Raw genomic sequence first — 17,441 nt, 5'->3', positions numbered from 1 at the left:
TAGAGTGACGCGCACGCACACGGAACGCCTCCATTCGCGCACACGCGCGAGGATGCCGGGACGGTCGTGCGGGTATGCGTGCCCGGGGGGACCGCACGGGCACGCGCGTACGACACAAGGACGGGCGTCCGCCCCCGCACGCGCGGGAGCCGACCCGGTACACGAGGAAACGGGGGGTGCATGAGCACGGAAGCGCGACGCCCCCCGACGCCGCCGCGCCCCACGGACCCGCCCCCGACGTTGCCCCCGCCGCGCACGGCGAACACGGAGACCCCGGGCCCGGATCCGGACCCGGGTCCGTACGAGGCTCCCGCCCCGGACTCGCCCCGCCCGACACCGGATCCGGGACGGTCCGAGCGGCACCCGCCCGCCCCCAGAACCGGCCCGGACCGCTCCGGCGCCGAACGCCGCTGGGAACGCCCCGGAACCGGCCCTGCCCCGAACAGCCCCGTCCGTGCAGCCGAGCGGCACGCGGACCGCCCCGGATCCGACACGGAACGCCACACCCCCGGGCCCGGTACCGGCCACCCCGCCTCCGCCACCGGCGCCGAGCGTCACACGGACCGTGCCGAAACCGGCGCCGAGCGCCGGTCGGACCGTCCCGGAACCGGCGCCGAGCGCCACACCTCCGGGGCCGGTATCAAGCGCCCCGCCCCCGCCCCCGCCTCCGGCACCGACCGCCACCCGGATCGGCCCACCCCCCGGGACGCGGGTGACGCGTTCGAGTGGCGGCGTCCGGGGTCGGCCGGGCGCGACGTCGGTCATCCCGCCGTCGGTGGGGAGCGGCACGCGCCCGCGCGACGGCCCGGCGGCCGGCCCCCCACCCCCGCCGACCCTCCGCACGGCCCGTCCGCACCTTCCACAGCCGCCGAAGCTCCTGGGCCCGTCAGCCCGCCCCCTCCCGTCGCCTCCGCCCGGTTCCCGGACGCCGCGCCCGGTCGGCCGGGGGTGCCTGCCGAGCGGCCGACCGAGCGGACCACCCGGCTGCGCCCGATCCCGGCGCCGGACCCCGCGGACGTACTCCCCGGAACACCACCGCCCCCCGCCCCGCCCCCCGCCCCGGCCCACGATCCCGCGCGCTCCTGGAGCGTCCCGCCCGGGCGGCCGGTGGTCAGCTTCGGGCGGCCCGAGGTGTACGACGCCGACGCGCGGCCCCTGCCGCTCGGGCGGCGACTGCGCAGCCGTACCGGCGCCGCGGCGGCCTGCGTGGTGCTCGGACTCGGACTGATCGGCGGCGCGGTGACCGGCAGCCTGCTCGCGGGCGACTCGGACGCCTCCCGCGACCGCGACACCTTCGCCGCCGCGGGCGACCTGTGGCACAGCGTCCCCGTCAACCGCCTCTTCCCGCCCACGATCGACGGCACCGGCGCGGGCCCCGGCGGATCCGACCGCACCTGGACCCGGATCGCCGTCGCACCGGACAGCGGCTGCGGCAAAGCCCTCGACCCGCTGCTGCGCAAGGCCCTGGCCCCCGTCGGCTGCGCCCGCCTGCTGCGCGCCACCTACACCGACGCCACCCAGAGCTTCGTGACCACCGTCGGCCTGCTCTTCACCGACGCCGACAGCCAGGGCATGCGGTCCCTGGCCCAGCGCTTCGAGAGCGACTCCCTCGGCCGCCGTACCGACCTCATGCCCCGTCCCTACGCCGCCAAGAACACCGCCGCCGCGGACTTCGGCGACGACCAGCGGGCCTCCTGGACCGTGCACGTCCTCACCGACGCCCCCGTGGTCACCTACTCCGTCAGCGGCTGGGCCGACGGCCGGACCGTCGACAACCCGCAGGCCGCCGCCGACGCGATGGCCGAGGACGCCACCACCGCCCCCGCCCAGGCCGGTCTCGGCCACGAGGCGAAGGGCCTGGCCGACCGGATCGAACGCGCACTGCGCAAGCACGTCACCTCCGCCTCGGGACAACCCTCATGAGCCGCCGTACGACCCTCCGGGCCGGACTCCTCGCGGTGCTGCTCGCCGCCTCGGTCGCCCTGGTGCCGCCCACCGCCGCCCACGCCGACGCCATCCGCGCCCAGCAGTGGGCGTTGAAGGCCATGCGCACCGAGCAGGCGTGGCGGGTCACCAAGGGCGAGTCCGTCACCGTCGCCGTCCTGGACACCGGGGTCGACGCCGACCACCCCGACCTCGTCGGCAACGTCCTGCCCGCCAAGGACATGGTCGGCTTCGGCGCCGGCCCCGGCGACCGCGCCTGGGCCCGCCACGGCACCGCCATGGCCGGGATCATCGCCGGCCACGGACACGGCCCCGGCGGCGGCGAAGGGGTCCTCGGGATCGCCCCGGCCGCGAAGATCCTTCCCGTGCGGGTCATCCTGGAGGACGGCGACACCGCCCGCGGCAAGGCCCGCAAGACCCGCGGCAACGCCCTCGCCGAAGGCATCCGCTGGGCCGCCGACCAGGGCGCCGACGTCATCAACCTCTCCCTCGGCGACGACTCCGCCTCCGCCCACCCCGAGCCCGCCGAGGACGAGGCCGTCCAGTACGCCCTGGCACGCGGCGCGGTCGTCGTCGCCTCGTCCGGCAACGGCGGCGAGAAGGGCGACCACATCTCCTACCCGGCCGCCTACCCCGGCGTCATAGCGGTCGCCGCCGTGGACCGCTACGGCACCCGCGCCTCCTTCTCCACCCGCCGCTGGTACGCCACGGTCAGCGCGCCCGGCGTGGACGTCGTGATAGCCGACCCGGACCGCAAGTACTACGAGGGCTGGGGCACCAGCGCCGCCGCGGCCTTCGTCTCCGGCGCGGTCGCCCTGGTGAAGTCGGCCCACCCCCGGCTCACCCCGGCCCAGATCAAGAGGCTCCTGGAGGACACGGCCCGCGACGCCCCCGCCGACGGCCGCGACGACTCCCGCGGCTTCGGCTTCGTGGACCCGGCCGCCGCGATCGAGAAGGCGGCCTCGCTCAAGCCCGAGAACCTCAAGGCCGCCGCCTACGGTGACGACTACTTCGGCCCCGGCCCCGCGGAACCGGACGACGGCACCGACACGACCACCTGGGCGGCACCCCTGGCGGGTGGCGCGGGCGGAGTCCTCCTGGTCACGGCGATCCTCATCCGGAGGGGCCGCCAGGAGTACGACGAGTTCCCCGAGCACGATCGCTTCTAGCCGACCTGCTCCACCCCCGCGCGGCGCCCCCGTCGCTCAGGCGGCCCTGTCGAACGAGCCGACCGCCGCCTCGGCCGCCCGCTCGACCATGGATATCCCACGCTGCTGCGAGGAGTTCCCGTCCGACAGCACGGCGACGAGGAACTCCCGCCCGCCCACGGTGACGCGGCCCACGCTGTTGATGTCCCACAGCCCGGTCGCACTCCGCGGCAGCCACCCGTTCTTGAGCGCCCAGGCGGTCCCGGCGGCCCCGGTGGCTCCGGCGGCCCCACCGCCCGCGGCGGAGACCCCCCACCGCTGGCCGTCGACTATCCCCTCCATGAGCCCCCGCAGATAGCCCCGGGAATCCGCGTCCAGCAGCGAATCCGTCCCGAACACCTGCTGGAGCAGCACGAGTTGGTCGGCGGCCGTGGTCTGGGTGAGCCCCCACGTCTCCCCGTCGCTCCCGTGCGTCCCGGTCAGCCCGAACCGCTTGTTCGCCGCGTCCAGCCCCGCCGCCCGCCCGATCGACGCCCACAGGGCCGTCGCCGACGCGTTGTCGCTCCGCTCGATCATCGCGGTCGCGTACGACTTCTCCCCGGCGGTCAGCGCCCGCCCCGCGTCCTGCGCCTGGAGCAGCAGGGCGGCCAGGATGTCGACCTTCACGATGCTCGCGGTGTCGAAGGACCCGTCGCCGTACACCGCCTGTTCCCCGCCGGCCACGTCCAGCACCGCCGCCGACAGCCGCGCCCCGTCCTCGACCGGCACCCCCGCCATGGCCGAGGCCAGCAGAGCCTTCCGGTCGACCGGACTCGGCTGTGCCGTCGCCGCCGCCGTCGCCGTCTGTGTCACCTGGCTCGTCCCCCCACCCGCCGCCGGCGCCGACGGCATCACGGCTGACGATACGGGCGGCGTGCCCTGGGGCGGGCCGCTCAGCGCGTACCCCATGCCCGCCGTACTGGCCGCCACGACGGCCGAGGCGAGGGCGGCACCGAGCACGGCGCGTCGGTCTCGTCGGGACTTCATGCCCGCGATGCTCGGGGGGCCGACTGTGTGCACTGTTAAGGGCACATGAGAAACACGTCAACGAATCCTGAGAATTCCATGAGAGGAAAGAGGGATGATCCGTTCCCTCGGTTCCCTCAGTCCCGGGGCCACCGGGCCGTACGGGGTCCCGGCGGGCGCCGGACGGCCCTGGAATAGGGTCGGGGCGTGGCGAACAAGAACATTCCCGACCCCGGCTTCTCCGACGACGACGGCTCGGCCGACCCTCGGCTGAGCACGGCGCTCGCCGCCTGGGCCGAGGACCGTACCGCCCTCGGTCCGGTGCTGGCGGCGCTCAAGGGCGCCCGGCTGCTGGTCCCCGTGGTGGCCGTGCTCGGCGAGGTGGAGGAGGACGGGAACGGGCTGCGCCGCGAGAAGACCAGCGACATGGCCGTCCCCACCCTGAAGGCGGGCGGCCGGACCGCGCTGCCCGCGTTCACGTCCACCGCCACGCTGGCCCGCTGGGACCCGGAGGCCCGCCCGGTCGCCGTCCCCCTGCACCAGGCGCTCCAGGCCGCCGCGCACGAGCAGGCCGACACGGTCGTCCTGGACCTGGCGGGACCCGTGCCGTTCGAGCTGACCGGACCGGCGCTGCTGGCGCTGGCCGAGGGACGCGCCACCGTCGACCCGCTGACCGACCCGGCCGTCCTCGCCGCGGTCCGGGCCGCGGTCGCCGCCGAACCCGCGGTGCTGCGCGCCCACCTCGGCCCCGGCCGCGCCGACGGCACCCTGGCGCTCGTCCTGGACCCGTCCGCCGAACCGGCCGAGGCGGCCCGCGCCGTCGCCGCGCGGATGGCGGGGGACGACACACTGAGGGCCCGCCTGGTGCGCGGCCTCGACCTGGCACTGCTGCCGGCCGGGACCACCCCTCCGGGCGAGCCCCTGTACGTACGGGAAGACGCCCCGGGTCAGCCGTAGACCGGGCCGGTGTACTTCTCGCCGGGGCCCTGGCCGGGCGCGTCCGGGACCAGGGACGCCTCGCGGAACGCGAGCTGGAGGGACTTCAGACCGTCGCGCAGGGGGGCCGCGTGGAAGGAGCTGATCTCCGTCGCGCTGCCGTCCAGCAGACCGGCGAGGGCGTGGATCAGCTTGCGGGCCTCGTCCAGGTCCTTGTGCTTCGCGCCCTCCTCCGTCAGACCGAGCTTCACCGCGGCGGCGCTCATCAGGTTGACCGCGACCGTCACGATCACCTCGACCGCGGGAACCTCGGCGATGTCTCGGGTCATGGCGTTGAAGTCGGGCGTGTCTTCACTCATGGCGTTCACGATAGAGCCAGCGCCCGGCCCCGCCCCAGTGGGTCTCGGTTCGCCGTGGCCCTGGGGAGCTGCTAACCTTGTGTGACGACCGGCCGGACACGTATGCCTCACCGCTAGCGAGCCCGGCCCACAAGTGGAGGCTCCGATCTCCCACCTGGCCGCTCTCACGGGCGGCGGGTCACCGGTCAGACGGCCTCGCCCTTCCGTGGCGATCCGTCCGAAAGCGCGCCCCGCGATCCCCGCGGCGGTGTTCCGGTAGTTCGAGGAGCCCCGCCTGTGATCGGCCGGGGCATTTTTTGTGCTTCGGCGCGGTTAGGTCTGACGAATAGAGACGTACGCGGCTGTCCGCCAGACCGCCGTGTGGTGCTACCGAGGAGGATCCATCAGCGCCGAGCCCCGCATCAACGACCGGATTCGCGTTCCCGAGGTGCGACTTGTCGGTCCCAGTGGCGAGCAGGTGGGCATCGTCCCCCTGGCCAAGGCACTGGAGCTTGCACAGGAGTACGACCTGGACCTGGTCGAGGTCGCGGCGAACGCCCGTCCGCCCGTGTGCAAGCTCATGGACTACGGGAAGTTCAAGTACGAGTCGGCCATGAAGGCCCGTGAGGCGCGCAAGAACCAGGCGCACACGGTCATCAAGGAGATGAAGCTCCGGCCGAAGATCGACCCGCACGACTACGACACCAAGAAGGGTCACGTCGTCCGGTTCCTCAAGCAGGGCGACAAGGTCAAGATCACGATCATGTTCCGTGGTCGCGAGCAGTCCCGGCCCGAGCTGGGTTACCGACTGCTGCAGCGGCTCGCGGAGGACGTCCAGGACCTCGGTTTCGTCGAGTCGAACCCGAAGCAGGACGGCCGCAACATGATCATGGTCCTCGGTCCGCACAAGAAGAAGACCGAGGCGATGGCCGAGGCCCGTCAGGCGCAGGAAGCCCGCAAGGCGTCCGCGAAGGCGAACCCCGGTCGCTCGCAGAACCCCGCCGACACCGACGCTCCTGAGGAAGAGGTTTCCGCGGAAGCCCCCGCCGAGGAGCACGCCGAGGCGTGATCCCCGGGACGCGAGTCCCAGGACAGAACCGAAAGACAGAGCGACGTTCCAGCCGTGCCCGGTTTCCATGACCGGGCACCGGAGCGCCACCGACGAGGAGATAACGGCGCTATGCCGAAGAACAAGACGCACAGCGGTGCCAGCAAGCGCTTCAAGATCACCGGCTCCGGCAAGGTGCTCCGTGAGCGCTCCGGCAAGCGCCACCTGCTTGAGCACAAGTCGTCCCGTGTGACGCGTCGCCTCACCGGCAACGCCGAGATGGCCCCGGGCGACGCCAAGAAGATCAAGAAGCTTCTCGGCAAGTGACGCCGGGCGCGGACGGTGCTTCACCGTCCCCGCGCCCGACCTCTGACCGGGACCCCATCGATTTCCGGGCCGCGTGAGTCCCACCGCGGCCCCGCTACAAGGAGTTAACAAGTGGCACGCGTCAAGCGGGCAGTCAACGCCCACAAGAAGCGCCGGGCGATCCTCGAGCAGGCCTCCGGCTACCGCGGTCAGCGTTCGCGCCTGTACCGCAAGGCCAAGGAGCAGGTCACCCACTCGCTGGTCTACAACTACAACGACCGCAAGAAGCGCAAGGGTGACTTCCGCCAGCTGTGGATCCAGCGCATCAACGCCGCTGCCCGCGCGAACGGCATCACGTACAACCGCTTCATCCAGGGTCTCAAGGCCGCGAACGTCGAGGTCGACCGCAAGATCCTGGCCGACCTGGCGGTCAACGACGCGAACGCCTTCGCCGCGCTCGTCGAGGTCGCGCAGAAGGCGCTGCCGGCGGACGTGAACGCGCCCAAGGCCGCGTGACGCTGCGCTGGGCTTGGGCGGTGTGACTTCTGGACCCGCAGGCTGTGCCTGCGGGTCCTGTGTTTGTTGCTTGTCGTTTGTGGCTCGCCGCTTGTCGCTTGCCGCGGGGGTGTGGGTGTGTGTGGGGGGCGCGGAGCGTTGTGCGGGGGCAGGTTGTCGGGCGGGTGCGGGTGGGGGGTGGCTGGTCGCGCAGTTCCCCGCGCCCCTGGGGGGTGGTGGTCAGCCTGCGTCGAGAAGTCGGCCGGGACGCGCTCCTGGGGGGTGGTGGTCGGCCTGCGTCGAGAGAGTGGCCGGACGCGGCCCTGGGGGTGGTGGTTGGGCTGTGTCGAGAGAGTGGCCGGGACGCGGGGCTGGGGGGTGGTGGTCGGGCTGTGTCGAGAGATCGGCCGGGACGCGGACCCGAGGTGGGTTTTTTGGGGTTTTTGGGGTTTTTTGCTTGGTTTTGTTGAGGCGGTATCCGGACTTCTGAAGGTGAACCAACCCATGTCTCCCGTCACTCCCGAACTCATCTCCCCCCGGTCCCCCCGGGTGAGCGCCGCGCGGCGGTTGGAGAAGCGGAACTTCCGGGGGAAGGAGCGGCTGTTCCTGGCGGAGGGGCCGCAGGCCGTGCGGGAGGCCGGGGCGGTCCCGGGGACGCTGGCCGAGCTGTTCGCCACCGTCGAGGCCGCCGAGCGGTACGCCGACATCGTCGGGGACGCCCGCGACGCCGGGGCGCGGGTGCATCTCGCCTCCGAGCAGGTGATCGCCGACATCTCCACCACCGTGACCCCCCAGGGCCTGGTCGGGGTCTGCCGGTTCATCGACACCCCCTTCGAGGAGATCCTCAAGGCCCGGCCCCGGCTCGTCGCCGTGCTGGCCCACGTCCGTGACCCCGGCAACGCCGGCACCGTGCTGCGGTGCGCGGACGCGGCCGGCGCCGAGGCCGTCGTACTGACCGACGCGTCGGTCGATCTGTACAACCCCAAGGCCGTGCGCGCCTCGGTCGGGTCGCTGTTCCATCTGCCGGTCGCGGTCGGTGTGCCCGTCGAGCAGGCCGTCGCCGGGCTCAAGGGCGCGGGTGTGCGGGTACTCGCCGCCGACGGGGCCGGGGCGCACGACCTGGACGAGGAACTGGACCACGGCACCATGGGCGGCCCCACCGCCTGGGTCTTCGGCAACGAGGCGTGGGGCCTGCCGGAGGAGACCCGCGCGCTCGCCGACGCCGTCGTCCGGGTCCCGATCCACGGCCGGGCCGAGTCGCTGAACCTGGCGAGCGCCGCCGCCGTATGTCTCTACGCGTCGGCCCGCGCACAGCGAGCCACCGGGGGCTGCCGCACGGTGAACGGTTCGTAGGGTCTGCCTGTAGGGTGACCTGCTCCAGGGGCCTCCTGCGCGGTCCGAGAGGTGGGGTTCGGGGATGAGTGTCGGTACGGACGGCGTGCCGGGCGCACCACGGGTGCGCGGCCCTGCCGCGTCCCGGCCGCCCACGCCGTACGCGGACCTCGGCATCGACCCCGACGAACTGCCCGACGGACTCGTCGTCGCCGACGAGCACGGGCGGGTCGTCTGCTTCAACCGGGCCGCCGAGCGGATCACCGCCGTCGCCGCCTCCGACGCCCTCGGCCAGGAACTGGAGAAGGCGCTCCCCTTAGAGGACCTGGAGGGGCGCCGCTGGTGGCAGCTGACCGACCCCTACGGCGGCCTTGCCATCCGGGTCCGCCAGCCCGAGCGCAATCTGCTGCTGCCGGGCGGCCGGGAGGTGCTGGTCTCCGCCACCTACGGGCGCGACGAGCCGACCGGGCCGGTACGGCGGCTGGTGATCTCGCTGCGGGACACCGAGGCCCGGCGCCGCACCGAGCGCAGTCACGCCGAGCTGATAGCGACCGTCGCCCATGAGCTGCGTTCGCCGCTGACCTCCGTGAAGGGGTTCACCGCCACCCTGCTCGCGAAGTGGGAACGCTTCACCGACGACCAGAAGCGGCTGATGCTGGAGACCGTCGACGCCGACGCCGACCGGGTCACCCGGCTCATCGCCGAACTGCTCGACATCTCGCGGATCGACTCCGGGCGCCTTGAGGTGCGCCGCCAGCCCGTCGATCTGGGGGCCGCCGTCGGCCGCCATATCCAGGCGTACGTCGCCGCAGGTCAGAGCGCTGACCGGTTTCTGCTGCGGGTCGGGCAGCCGCTGCCGCCGCTGTGGGCCGACCCCGACAAGGTCGACCAGGTGCTCAGTAACCTCATCGAAAATGCCGTGCGGCACGGCGAGGGAACCGTCACCATCGACATCACGCCCGCCGCGTCCCCCCGGGAGGGGGAGGACGCCGGCACATCGGTCACCGTGAGCGACGAGGGCACCGGCATCCCGGAGGAGTCCATGAACCGCGTCTTCACCCGCTTCTGGCGGGGCAGCAAGCGCGGTGGCACCGGCCTCGGGCTGTACATCGTCAAGGGCATCGTCGAGGCCCACGGCGGCACCATCACGGTCGGCCGCGCCCCCGAGGGCGGCGCCCAGTTCCGATTTACGTTGCCCGTGGCGGCTCCGGCGTATCTCGCCTGACGGCCACGGGCGCATCCGCCCAGCCCCACCCCGTTAGACTCGGCCTTTGGCACCTTTGTGTCCTCCCTTGGCCCTGCGCTTCGGCAGCGAGTCGGTGACGGGGACCTTCAGCCAGCCAATCGGAAGCACGGGAAGAGATGTCGGCACCGAATAAGTCGTACGACCCTGTCGAGGTCGAGGCGTTGAAACCGGAAGAGATCGAGCGCATGCGGGACGAGGCGCTCGCCGCTTTCGCCGCCGCGGACTCCCTCGACGCGCTCCAGGAGGCCAAGGTCGCCCACACCGGCGGCACCTCCCCGCTGGCCCTCGCCAACCGGGAGATCGGCGCCCTGCCCCCGCACGCCAAGGCCGACGCCGGCAAACGGGTCGGCCAGGCCCGTGGCGCGGTCAACAAGGGCCTCGCCGCCCGCCAGGCCGAGCTGGAGGCGGAGCGGGACGCCCGGGTGCTGGTCGAGGAGGACGTGGACGTCACCCTGCCCCACGACCGCGTACCGGCCGGCGCCCGCCATCCGCTGACCACGCTGTCCGAGCGGATCGAGGACGTCTTCGTCGCCATGGGCTACGAGGTCGCCGAGGGCCCCGAGGCCGAGGCCGAGTGGTTCAACTTCGACGCCCTGAACATCGGCCCCGACCACCCCGCGCGCGGCGAGGCCGACACCTTCTTCGTGCGGGACGAGCGGGGCGGCGCCGACTCCGGTGTCGTACTGCGCACCCACACCTCGCCGGTGCAGATCCGCTCCCTGCTCGACCGCGAGCCGCCGGTGTACGTGATCTGCCCCGGCCGCGTCTACCGCACCGACGAGCTGGACGCCACGCACACCCCGGTCTTCCACCAGGTCGAGCTGCTCGCCGTGGACGAGGGCCTGACCATGGCCGACCTCAAGGGCACCCTGGACCACATGGTCCAGTCGTTGTTCGGGCCGGACATGAAGACCCGGCTGCGGCCGAACTTCTTCCCGTTCACCGAGCCGTCCGCCGAGATGGACATGGTGTGCTACGTCTGCCGCGGCGCGTCCGTCGGCAACCCCGACCGGCCCTGCCGCACCTGCTCCAGCGAGGGCTGGATCGAGCTGGGCGGCTGCGGCATGGTCAACCCGCGGGTGCTCACCGCCTGCGGCGTCGACCCGGAGAAGTACAGCGGCTTCGCCTTCGGGTTCGGCATCGAGCGGATGCTGATGTTCCGCCACAACGTCGAAGACATGCGAGACATGGTCGAGGGTGACATCCGGTTCACCCGGCCCTTCGGGATGGAGATCTGATGCGGGTCCCGCTTTCCTGGCTGCGGGAGTACGTCGACCTGCCGGCCACCGAGACCGGTCGTGACGTCCAGGCCAAGCTCATCTCGGCCGGCCTGGAGGTCGAGACCGTCGAGCAGCTCGGCGACGGCCTCAAGGGCCCCCTGGTCGTCGGGCAGGTGCTGACCATCGAGGAACTGGAGGGCTTCAAGAAGCCCATCCGCTTCTGCACGGTCGACGTGGGCGCCGCCAACGGCACCGGTGCGCCCCAGGAGATCGTCTGCGGCGCCCGCAACTTCGCCGTCGGCGACAAGGTCGTCGTCGTCCTGCCGGGCGCCGAGCTGCCCGGTGGCTTCGCCATCGCCGCCCGCACGACGTACGGCAAGGTCTCCCACGGCATGATCTGCTCCAGCGACGAGCTGGGCATGGGTGACGACGGCACCAAGGGCATCATCGTGCTGCCGCCCGAGACCGAGGTCGGCAAGGACGCGATCGAGCTGCTCGAACTGGTCGACGAGGTGCTCGACATCGCCGTCACCGCCAACCGCGGCGACTGTCTGTCACTGCGCGGCGTCGCCCGGGAGACGGCCATCGCCTACGGGCTGCCGCTGCGCGACCCGGCCCTCCTGGACGTCCCCGCGCCCAACGCCTACGGCTACCCGGTCGACGTCGCCGACCCGCTCGGCTGCGACCGCTTCACCGCCCGCACGGTCACCGGACTGCACCCCGAGGCACGCTCCCCGCTCTGGCTCAAGCGCCGGCTCCAGAAGGTCGGCATGCGCCCGATCTCGCTCGCCGTCGACGTCACCAACTACGTGATGATGGAGCTGGGCCAGCCGCTGCACGCCTATGACCGCGGACAGGTCCAGGGCACCATCGGGGTCCGCCGGGCCGAGGAGGGCGAGAAGATCGTCACCCTCGACGGGGCGGAGCGCACCCTGCACGCCGAGGATCTGGTGATCACCGACGACCGGGGCCCCATCGGGCTCGCGGGCGTCATGGGCGGCGCCGACACCGAGATCGCCGACCACGACCGCGCCGAGGGCGCCACCAGCGGTGTCGTCATCGAGGCCGCGCACTTCGACGCCGTGTCCATCGCGCGCACCGCCCGCCGCCACAAGCTCTCCTCCGAGGCGTCCCGGCGCTTCGAGCGGGGCGTCGACCCGCAGGCCGCGTCCGCCGCCGCCCAGCGCACCGTCGATCTGCTGGTGCTGCTCGCGGGCGGCACCGCCGAGGCCGGCGTCACCGAGGTCATCGCCCCGTCCGCGCCGCACACCATCACCGTGGCCGCCGACCACCCCGACCGGGTCGCGGGTGTCCACTACGGCCGGGAGACCGTCGTACGCCGCCTCCAGGAGGTCGGCTGCGACGTGTACGGGCAGGACGAGCTGATCGTCACCGTGCCGTCCTGGCGGCCCGATCTGCTGGAGCGCAACGACCTCGCCGAGGAGGTCATCCGGCTGGAGGGCTACGAGAACCTGCCCTCCACCCTGCCCAGGCCCGAGGCGGGCCGCGGGCTGACCGAGCGGCAGCGGCTGCACCGCAGGGTCGGCCGGGCGCTGGCCGGCGCCGGCCATGTCGAGGCGCCGACCTACCCCTTCCTCGGTGAGCAGGTCTTCGACCAGCTCGGCCTCGACGCCGACGACCCGGCCCGCCGGGTGGTCACCCTCGTCAACCCGCTCAACGACGAGGAACCGGCGCTGCGCACCACGTTGCTGCCCGGGCTGCTCGGCGCGCTGCGGCGCAACGACGGACGCGGGTCGCACGACTTGGCGCTGTTCGAGACCGGGCTGGTGTTCCACCCGCGTGAGCGGGGGAGCGCCGCCGTGCACCTGCCGGTGGACCGGCGCCCGACCGACGAGGAACTGGCCGAGCTGAACCGGGCCCTGCCCGAGCAGCCGCGCCATGTCGCCGTCGTCCTGAGCGGCGCCCGCGAGCAGGCCGGCTGGTGGGGCAAGGGCCGTCCGGCGAACTGGGCCGACGCCATCGAGGCGGGACGTCTGGTGGGCCGGGAGGCCGGGGTCGAACTGGTCGTCCGCAAGGGGCGGTACGGGCCGTGGCACCCGGGGCGGTGCGCCGAACTGGTCGTCGTCGTGGACGGCGCCGAGCGCGTGGTGGGCCACGCCGGTGAGCTGCACCCGAGGGTGCTGAAGGCGCTCGGGCTGCCCGAGCGTACCTGTGCGATGGAGCTGGACCTGGACACCGTCGCCGCCGCCGGCGGTGGGGTGCCGCAGGCGCCGGCCATCTCCGCGTTCCCCGTCGCCACCCAGGACGTCGCGCTGGTCGTGGACAGGTCCGTCCCGCACGCGGACGTCGAGTCCGCACTGCGCGAGGGCGCCGGTGAACTGCTGGAGGGCATCCGGCTGTTCGACGTGTACGTCAACGACGAGCAGCTCGGGGCCGGGAAGAAGTCGCTGGCGTACGCGCTGCGGTTCCGCGCGGGTGACCGGACGCTGACCGTGGAGGAGGCTTCGGCCGCGCGGGACGCGGCGGTCGCTCTCGCGGGGGAGCGGGTGGGTGCGGTGCTGCGGGGCTGAGGGGGTGCACCTCTCCTTCGCACGCGTTGTGAGCGGGGGGCTGCGGGCTCGTCGGCGGATTTCGGTCCGCGGTCGCTGAGCGCGCGGTTCCCCGCGCCCCGTTCGGGGCGCCCGGGTGAGGGCGTGTGCCGCACTTGCAGGGCGGGGTTCTTGCTGCATACATGTACTGAATTCGAGTCACCTCACTCATTTGAGTGATGAATTCGGGTGATCTGGTTCGTACGGGGCGAGGAGCGACAGAATCGGACCGGCCTCTCGGGGTCGGTCCGCGGCTGTCAGGGCCTAAAGGGGGGCATCGGGATGATGCGTTTCGGAGCCGGGGTGACCGGCCGAAGGCCCTTGCGGCGCGGTCTTCTGCTGGGACTGCCGGCGGCCTGGGGCGCGGTCGCCATCACCTACAAGCTCGGCTGCCCCCTTGCCCAGCAGACCGGGCTCGGGGCGCGGATCGTCACCAGCGCCGTGTTCTTCGCGGTCGGTACCGGGCTCGTGCTCCATGTACGGCAGGTGCTGCTGACCGAGCTGAAGCAGGTCCGCCGGGTCGCGGGCGCCGCCCAGGCGGCACTGCTCCGACCCCTGCCCCCGCGGGTCGACGGACTGGCCGTCGCCGCCGCCCAGCGCTCCGCCGAGCAGGGCGCGTTCGTCGGCGGCGACCTCTACGACGTGATCTCCACCGAGCACGGGGTGCGGGTCGTCATGGGGGACGTGCGCGGACACGGACTCGCCGCCATCGGCACCGTCGCCGCCGTGCTCGGCAGCTTCCGCGAGGCCGTGCACGACGAACGCGACCTCACCGGAGTACTGCGCCGCCTGGACCGCGCGCTCGCCCGGCATCTGCGCGAGAAGGCCCGCGTGGCCCAGTCCCTGGGCGACCCGGACCTCGCGGTCGCCGAGGAGTTCGTCACCGTACTGCTCCTGGAGATCCGCCGCGACGGCGACGTACGGGCGCTGAACTGCGGGCACCCCTGGCCGCATCTGCTGCGCGGCGGGCGGGTCGTACCCCTCTCCGTCACCGAACCCCTGCCACCGCTCGGGCTGTTCCCGCTCCCGGCCGACCTGGTGCCGCTGCCCGGTGGATCGCTGCTGCCCGGCGACAGCCTGTTCCTGCACACGGACGGGGTCGAGGACGCGCGGGACACACACGGCCGGTTCTTCCCGCTCACCGCCGCGCTCGCCGACGCCGTCCGCGACGGCCCCGAACCACCGCGCACCGTACTGGGCGCGGTCCACGCCCGGCTGATGCGGCACAGCGGCGGTGCCCCCGCCGACGACATCGCCATGCTCGTGCTGCGCAACGAACGCGGCGCCACCGTCCCGTGCCCCGGCCGCCCGGTGGGCCACCGGGCGCACCACTGACAGGACATCGAGGCCGCGAAACGCCAGACCCGTCGGGGTGCGCCCGGTCCGCATCCACCGGCCCCCGGCCGGCGGCCGAGGGGAAGAGCCGTAGGGACCAGCCGAGGGCAGGAGCTGCGAGGATCGGCCGAAGGGAAGAGCCGCGAGGATCAGCCGAGGGCAGGAGCCGTCGCGATCGTCCGTAGGGATCAGCCGTACGTATAGAAGCCCGAGCCGCTCTTGCGGCCCAGCCGGCCCGCGTCCACCATCCGCTGGAGCAGCGGGGGAGCGGCGTACAGCGGTTCCTTGTACTCCTCGTACATCGAGTGCGCCACCGAGGCCACCGTGTCCAGGCCGATCAGGTCGGACAGCTTCAGCGGGCCCATCGGGTGGGCGCAGCCCATCTCCATGCCGTTGTCGATGTCCTCACGGCTCGCGATGCCGGACTCGAACATCCGGATCGCGGAGAGCAGATACGGGATCAGCAGCGCGTTGACCACGAAGCCGGAGCGGTCCTGGGCGCGGATGGCGTGCTTGCCGAGGGTCTTCTCGGTGAAGAGCTGGGCCCGGCTGAGCGTGCCCTCCGACGTGGTCAGGGCCGGGATCAGCTCCACCAGCTGCTGCACCGGCGCCGGGTTGAAGAAGTGGATGCCGACCACCTGGTCCGGGCGGGAGGTGGCCACCGCGAGCCGGACCAGCGGGATGGAGGAGGTGTTGGAGGCGAGGATCGCGTCCGGGCGGGTCACCACCTGGTCCAGGACCTGGAAGATCTCCGTCTTGACCTGCTCGTTCTCGACCACGGCCTCGATCACCAGATCACGGTCGGCGAACTCGCCCAGATCCGTGGTGAAGGTGAGCCGCGCCTGTGCGGAGTCCCGCTCGGCCTCCGTGATCTTTCCGCGCTCGGCCGCCTTGGCCAGTGAGGTGAGCAGCCGGGTCCGGCCGTACTCCAGGGCCTCGCCGGTGGTCTCGGCGACCTTGACGTCGAGTCCGGCCCGCGCGAACACCTCGGCGATGCCCGCCCCCATCTGGCCGCAGCCGACCACGCCCACGCGCTCGATATCACCCGAGAAGCCGGTCACTTCGTCCCTTTCGCCGTGTCACGCTGGTCCGTGCCCGGTCACGCCGGTCCCTACCCCGTGCATGCCCGTCCGCAGGGCGCCGCCGGTGCGGCACTCTGCTCCGTTCGTGCACGTTACCGGTAAAAATCGCCGGTCGACCGGCGGGGGGCGGGCATCCTGGGTGCCGGAGGACGGACCGTGACCGGGCGGATCCGTAGCGTACGGAGGTGGAAGGCATGGGACGGCTGTCCCGACGGACGTTCGCGCTGGCCGCGTTGTCGGCCCTGGTGACGGCGGCGGAGGCGCAGGCCGTGCCCGGCAGCCGGGGGCAGGGCCGCCCCGCGGGCGGGCGGTGGGCCTCCGAGGGCGAGATGCGGGGGGTGTGGCTGGCCACGGTCACCAACCGGGACTGGCCCTCGCGGTCCGGGCTCACGGCCGAGCAGCAGCGTGCCGAACTCCTCACCCATCTCGACCGGGCCGTGGACCGCGGGCTCAACACGGTGATCTTCCAGGTGCGCCCCTGCGCCGACGCGCTGTGGCCCTCACCGCACGAGCCCTGGTCGCAGTACCTCACCGGCACCCAGGGCCAGGACCCCGGCTGGGACCCGCTCGGCACGGCCGTGGCGGAGGCCCACCGGCGCGGCCTGGAACTGCACGCCTGGTGCAATCCGCTGCGCGTCGCCGTCCACTCCGACCCGACCCGGCTGATCGCCTCCCACCCGGCCCGGCGCAACCCCGACTGGGTGGTGAAGTACGGCAGCAGGCTGTACTACAACCCCGGGCTGCCCGAAGTCCGCGCGTTCGTGCAGCAGGCGATGCTGGACGCGGTCGCCAAGTACCCCGTCGACGCCGTCCACTTCGACGACTACTTCTACCCGTACCCGGAAGCCGGCCAGACCTTCGACGACGACCGGGCTTACGACCAGCACGGCGGCGACTTCTCCACCCGGGCCGACTGGCGGCGCGACAACATCGACCGGCTGGTCCGCGACATGGCCGACGGCATCGCCCGGACCCGGCCCGGCACCCGGTTCGGCATCAGCCCGTTCGGCGTGTGGCGCAACGCCTCCACCGACCCGCTGGGCTCGGACACCCGGGCCCTCCAGTCGTACGACGACGTCTACGCGGACACCCGGCGCTGGGTGCGGGAGAACTGGATCGACTACATCTGCCCCCAGCTGTACTGGCACATCGGCAACTCCGCCGCCGACTACGCCAAGCTGATCCCGTGGTGGGCCGAGGTCGCCAAGGGCAGCGGCACCCGGCTGCACATCGGGGAGGCGCTCTACAAGGCGGGCGCCTCGGGTCAGCCCGCCGCCTGGCAGGACCCCGCCGAACTCTCCCGGCATCTCACGCTCGCGGCCGAGCACCCCGAGGTGAGCGGGCATGTGTTCTTCGGCGCGAAGGACGTGGCGGCCGACCCGGCGGGGGCCATGGCACGGGTGGTCGCCGACCACTACCGGCGGTCGGCGGCACCTCCGCGCTGAGGCCCCCGGCGG

The 17,441-nt window shown here is 72.9% G+C and carries 15 protein-coding genes; 12 read left to right on the top strand and 3 right to left on the bottom strand.

Going from position 1 to position 17,441, the window contains the following annotated elements:
• The first annotated feature begins 1,107 nt into the window (after window positions 1-1,107).
• Window positions 1,108-1,923 (top strand): hypothetical protein, encoded by an 816-nt coding sequence (locus tag ACIQNG_RS22350; RefSeq protein WP_401487482.1) that lies wholly within the window; start codon window positions 1,108-1,110, stop codon window positions 1,921-1,923.
• Window positions 1,920-3,113 carry a type VII secretion-associated serine protease mycosin gene (gene mycP / locus ACIQNG_RS22345; RefSeq protein WP_401487231.1) on the top strand — a complete coding sequence of 398 codons (1,194 nt, stop codon included), beginning with the start codon at window positions 1,920-1,922 and terminating at the stop codon, window positions 3,111-3,113. The genes ACIQNG_RS22350 and mycP overlap by 4 nt, the downstream gene beginning before the upstream one ends.
• Before the next feature lie 36 nt (window positions 3,114-3,149).
• On the opposite strand, the gene ACIQNG_RS22340 is transcribed toward mycP, so the two are convergent.
• The gene (locus ACIQNG_RS22340) at window positions 3,150-4,118 is read right to left on the bottom strand and encodes a serine hydrolase (protein WP_401487229.1); all 969 of its coding nucleotides are present in this window, start codon (window positions 4,116-4,118) and stop codon (window positions 3,150-3,152) included.
• 186 nt (window positions 4,119-4,304) lie between these two features.
• On the opposite strand from ACIQNG_RS22340, the gene ACIQNG_RS22335 reads away from it, so the two are divergent.
• On the top strand, window positions 4,305-5,054 hold the full coding sequence (locus tag ACIQNG_RS22335) for an SseB family protein (RefSeq protein WP_401487227.1): 750 nt from the start codon (window positions 4,305-4,307) through the stop codon (window positions 5,052-5,054).
• On the opposite strand, the gene ACIQNG_RS22330 is transcribed toward ACIQNG_RS22335, so the two are convergent.
• Window positions 5,045-5,392: a DUF1844 domain-containing protein gene (locus tag ACIQNG_RS22330; protein WP_401429144.1), complete on the bottom strand. Its 348-nt coding sequence runs from the start codon at window positions 5,390-5,392 to the stop codon at window positions 5,045-5,047. The two genes, ACIQNG_RS22335 and ACIQNG_RS22330, sit on opposite strands and share 10 nt — an antisense overlap.
• Window positions 5,393-5,750: 358 nt before the next feature.
• Between ACIQNG_RS22330 and infC the strand changes: the two genes are divergently transcribed.
• The 8 genes from infC (at window position 5,751) to ACIQNG_RS22290 (ending at window position 14,902) form a co-directional block, all read left to right on the top strand.
• Window positions 5,751-6,440 carry a translation initiation factor IF-3 gene (gene infC / locus ACIQNG_RS22325; protein WP_401429146.1) on the top strand — a complete coding sequence of 230 codons (690 nt, stop codon included), beginning with the start codon at window positions 5,751-5,753 and terminating at the stop codon, window positions 6,438-6,440.
• A gap of 111 nt (window positions 6,441-6,551) precedes the next feature.
• Window positions 6,552-6,746 carry a 50S ribosomal protein L35 gene (gene rpmI, locus ACIQNG_RS22320; RefSeq protein ID WP_121888283.1) on the top strand — a complete coding sequence of 65 codons (195 nt, stop codon included), beginning with the start codon at window positions 6,552-6,554 and terminating at the stop codon, window positions 6,744-6,746.
• A gap of 111 nt (window positions 6,747-6,857) precedes the next feature.
• Window positions 6,858-7,241 carry a 50S ribosomal protein L20 gene (rplT, locus tag ACIQNG_RS22315; RefSeq protein WP_401429148.1) on the top strand — a complete coding sequence of 128 codons (384 nt, stop codon included), beginning with the start codon at window positions 6,858-6,860 and terminating at the stop codon, window positions 7,239-7,241.
• A 483-nt stretch (window positions 7,242-7,724) separates the two neighbouring features.
• Window positions 7,725-8,573, top strand: coding sequence for a TrmH family RNA methyltransferase (locus ACIQNG_RS22310; protein ID WP_401487224.1), 849 nt, complete (start codon window positions 7,725-7,727; stop codon window positions 8,571-8,573).
• A 64-nt stretch (window positions 8,574-8,637) separates the two neighbouring features.
• Window positions 8,638-9,777: an ATP-binding protein gene (locus tag ACIQNG_RS22305; protein WP_401487222.1), complete on the top strand. Its 1,140-nt coding sequence runs from the start codon at window positions 8,638-8,640 to the stop codon at window positions 9,775-9,777.
• Window positions 9,778-9,914: 137 nt separating this feature from the next.
• Window positions 9,915-11,036 carry a phenylalanine--tRNA ligase subunit alpha gene (pheS, locus tag ACIQNG_RS22300; RefSeq protein WP_401429155.1) on the top strand — a complete coding sequence of 374 codons (1,122 nt, stop codon included), beginning with the start codon at window positions 9,915-9,917 and terminating at the stop codon, window positions 11,034-11,036.
• Window positions 11,036-13,549 carry a phenylalanine--tRNA ligase subunit beta gene (gene pheT / locus ACIQNG_RS22295; RefSeq protein ID WP_401487220.1) on the top strand — a complete coding sequence of 838 codons (2,514 nt, stop codon included), beginning with the start codon at window positions 11,036-11,038 and terminating at the stop codon, window positions 13,547-13,549. Before pheS ends, pheT begins: the two co-directional genes overlap by 1 nt.
• A gap of 300 nt (window positions 13,550-13,849) precedes the next feature.
• Window positions 13,850-14,902, top strand: coding sequence for a PP2C family protein-serine/threonine phosphatase (locus tag ACIQNG_RS22290; protein ID WP_401487219.1), 1,053 nt, complete (start codon window positions 13,850-13,852; stop codon window positions 14,900-14,902).
• A gap of 188 nt (window positions 14,903-15,090) precedes the next feature.
• On the opposite strand, the gene ACIQNG_RS22285 is transcribed toward ACIQNG_RS22290, so the two are convergent.
• A complete protein-coding gene (locus ACIQNG_RS22285; protein WP_401487217.1) occupies window positions 15,091-15,963 on the bottom strand; it encodes a 3-hydroxybutyryl-CoA dehydrogenase in 873 nt (290 codons plus the stop codon).
• Between the two features lie 215 nt (window positions 15,964-16,178).
• Between ACIQNG_RS22285 and ACIQNG_RS22280 the strand changes: the two genes are divergently transcribed.
• A complete protein-coding gene (locus tag ACIQNG_RS22280) occupies window positions 16,179-17,429 on the top strand; it encodes a glycoside hydrolase family 10 protein (protein ID WP_401487215.1) in 1,251 nt (416 codons plus the stop codon).
• The last annotated feature ends 12 nt before the right edge of the window (window positions 17,430-17,441 follow it).

Source organism: Streptomyces sp. NPDC091377 (genome assembly GCF_044757045.1).
Lineage (GTDB): Bacteria > Actinomycetota > Actinomycetes > Streptomycetales > Streptomycetaceae > Streptomyces.
The sequence above is the reverse complement of the archived record's forward strand: the minus strand, read 5'-3'. Positions and strand labels throughout refer to the sequence as shown.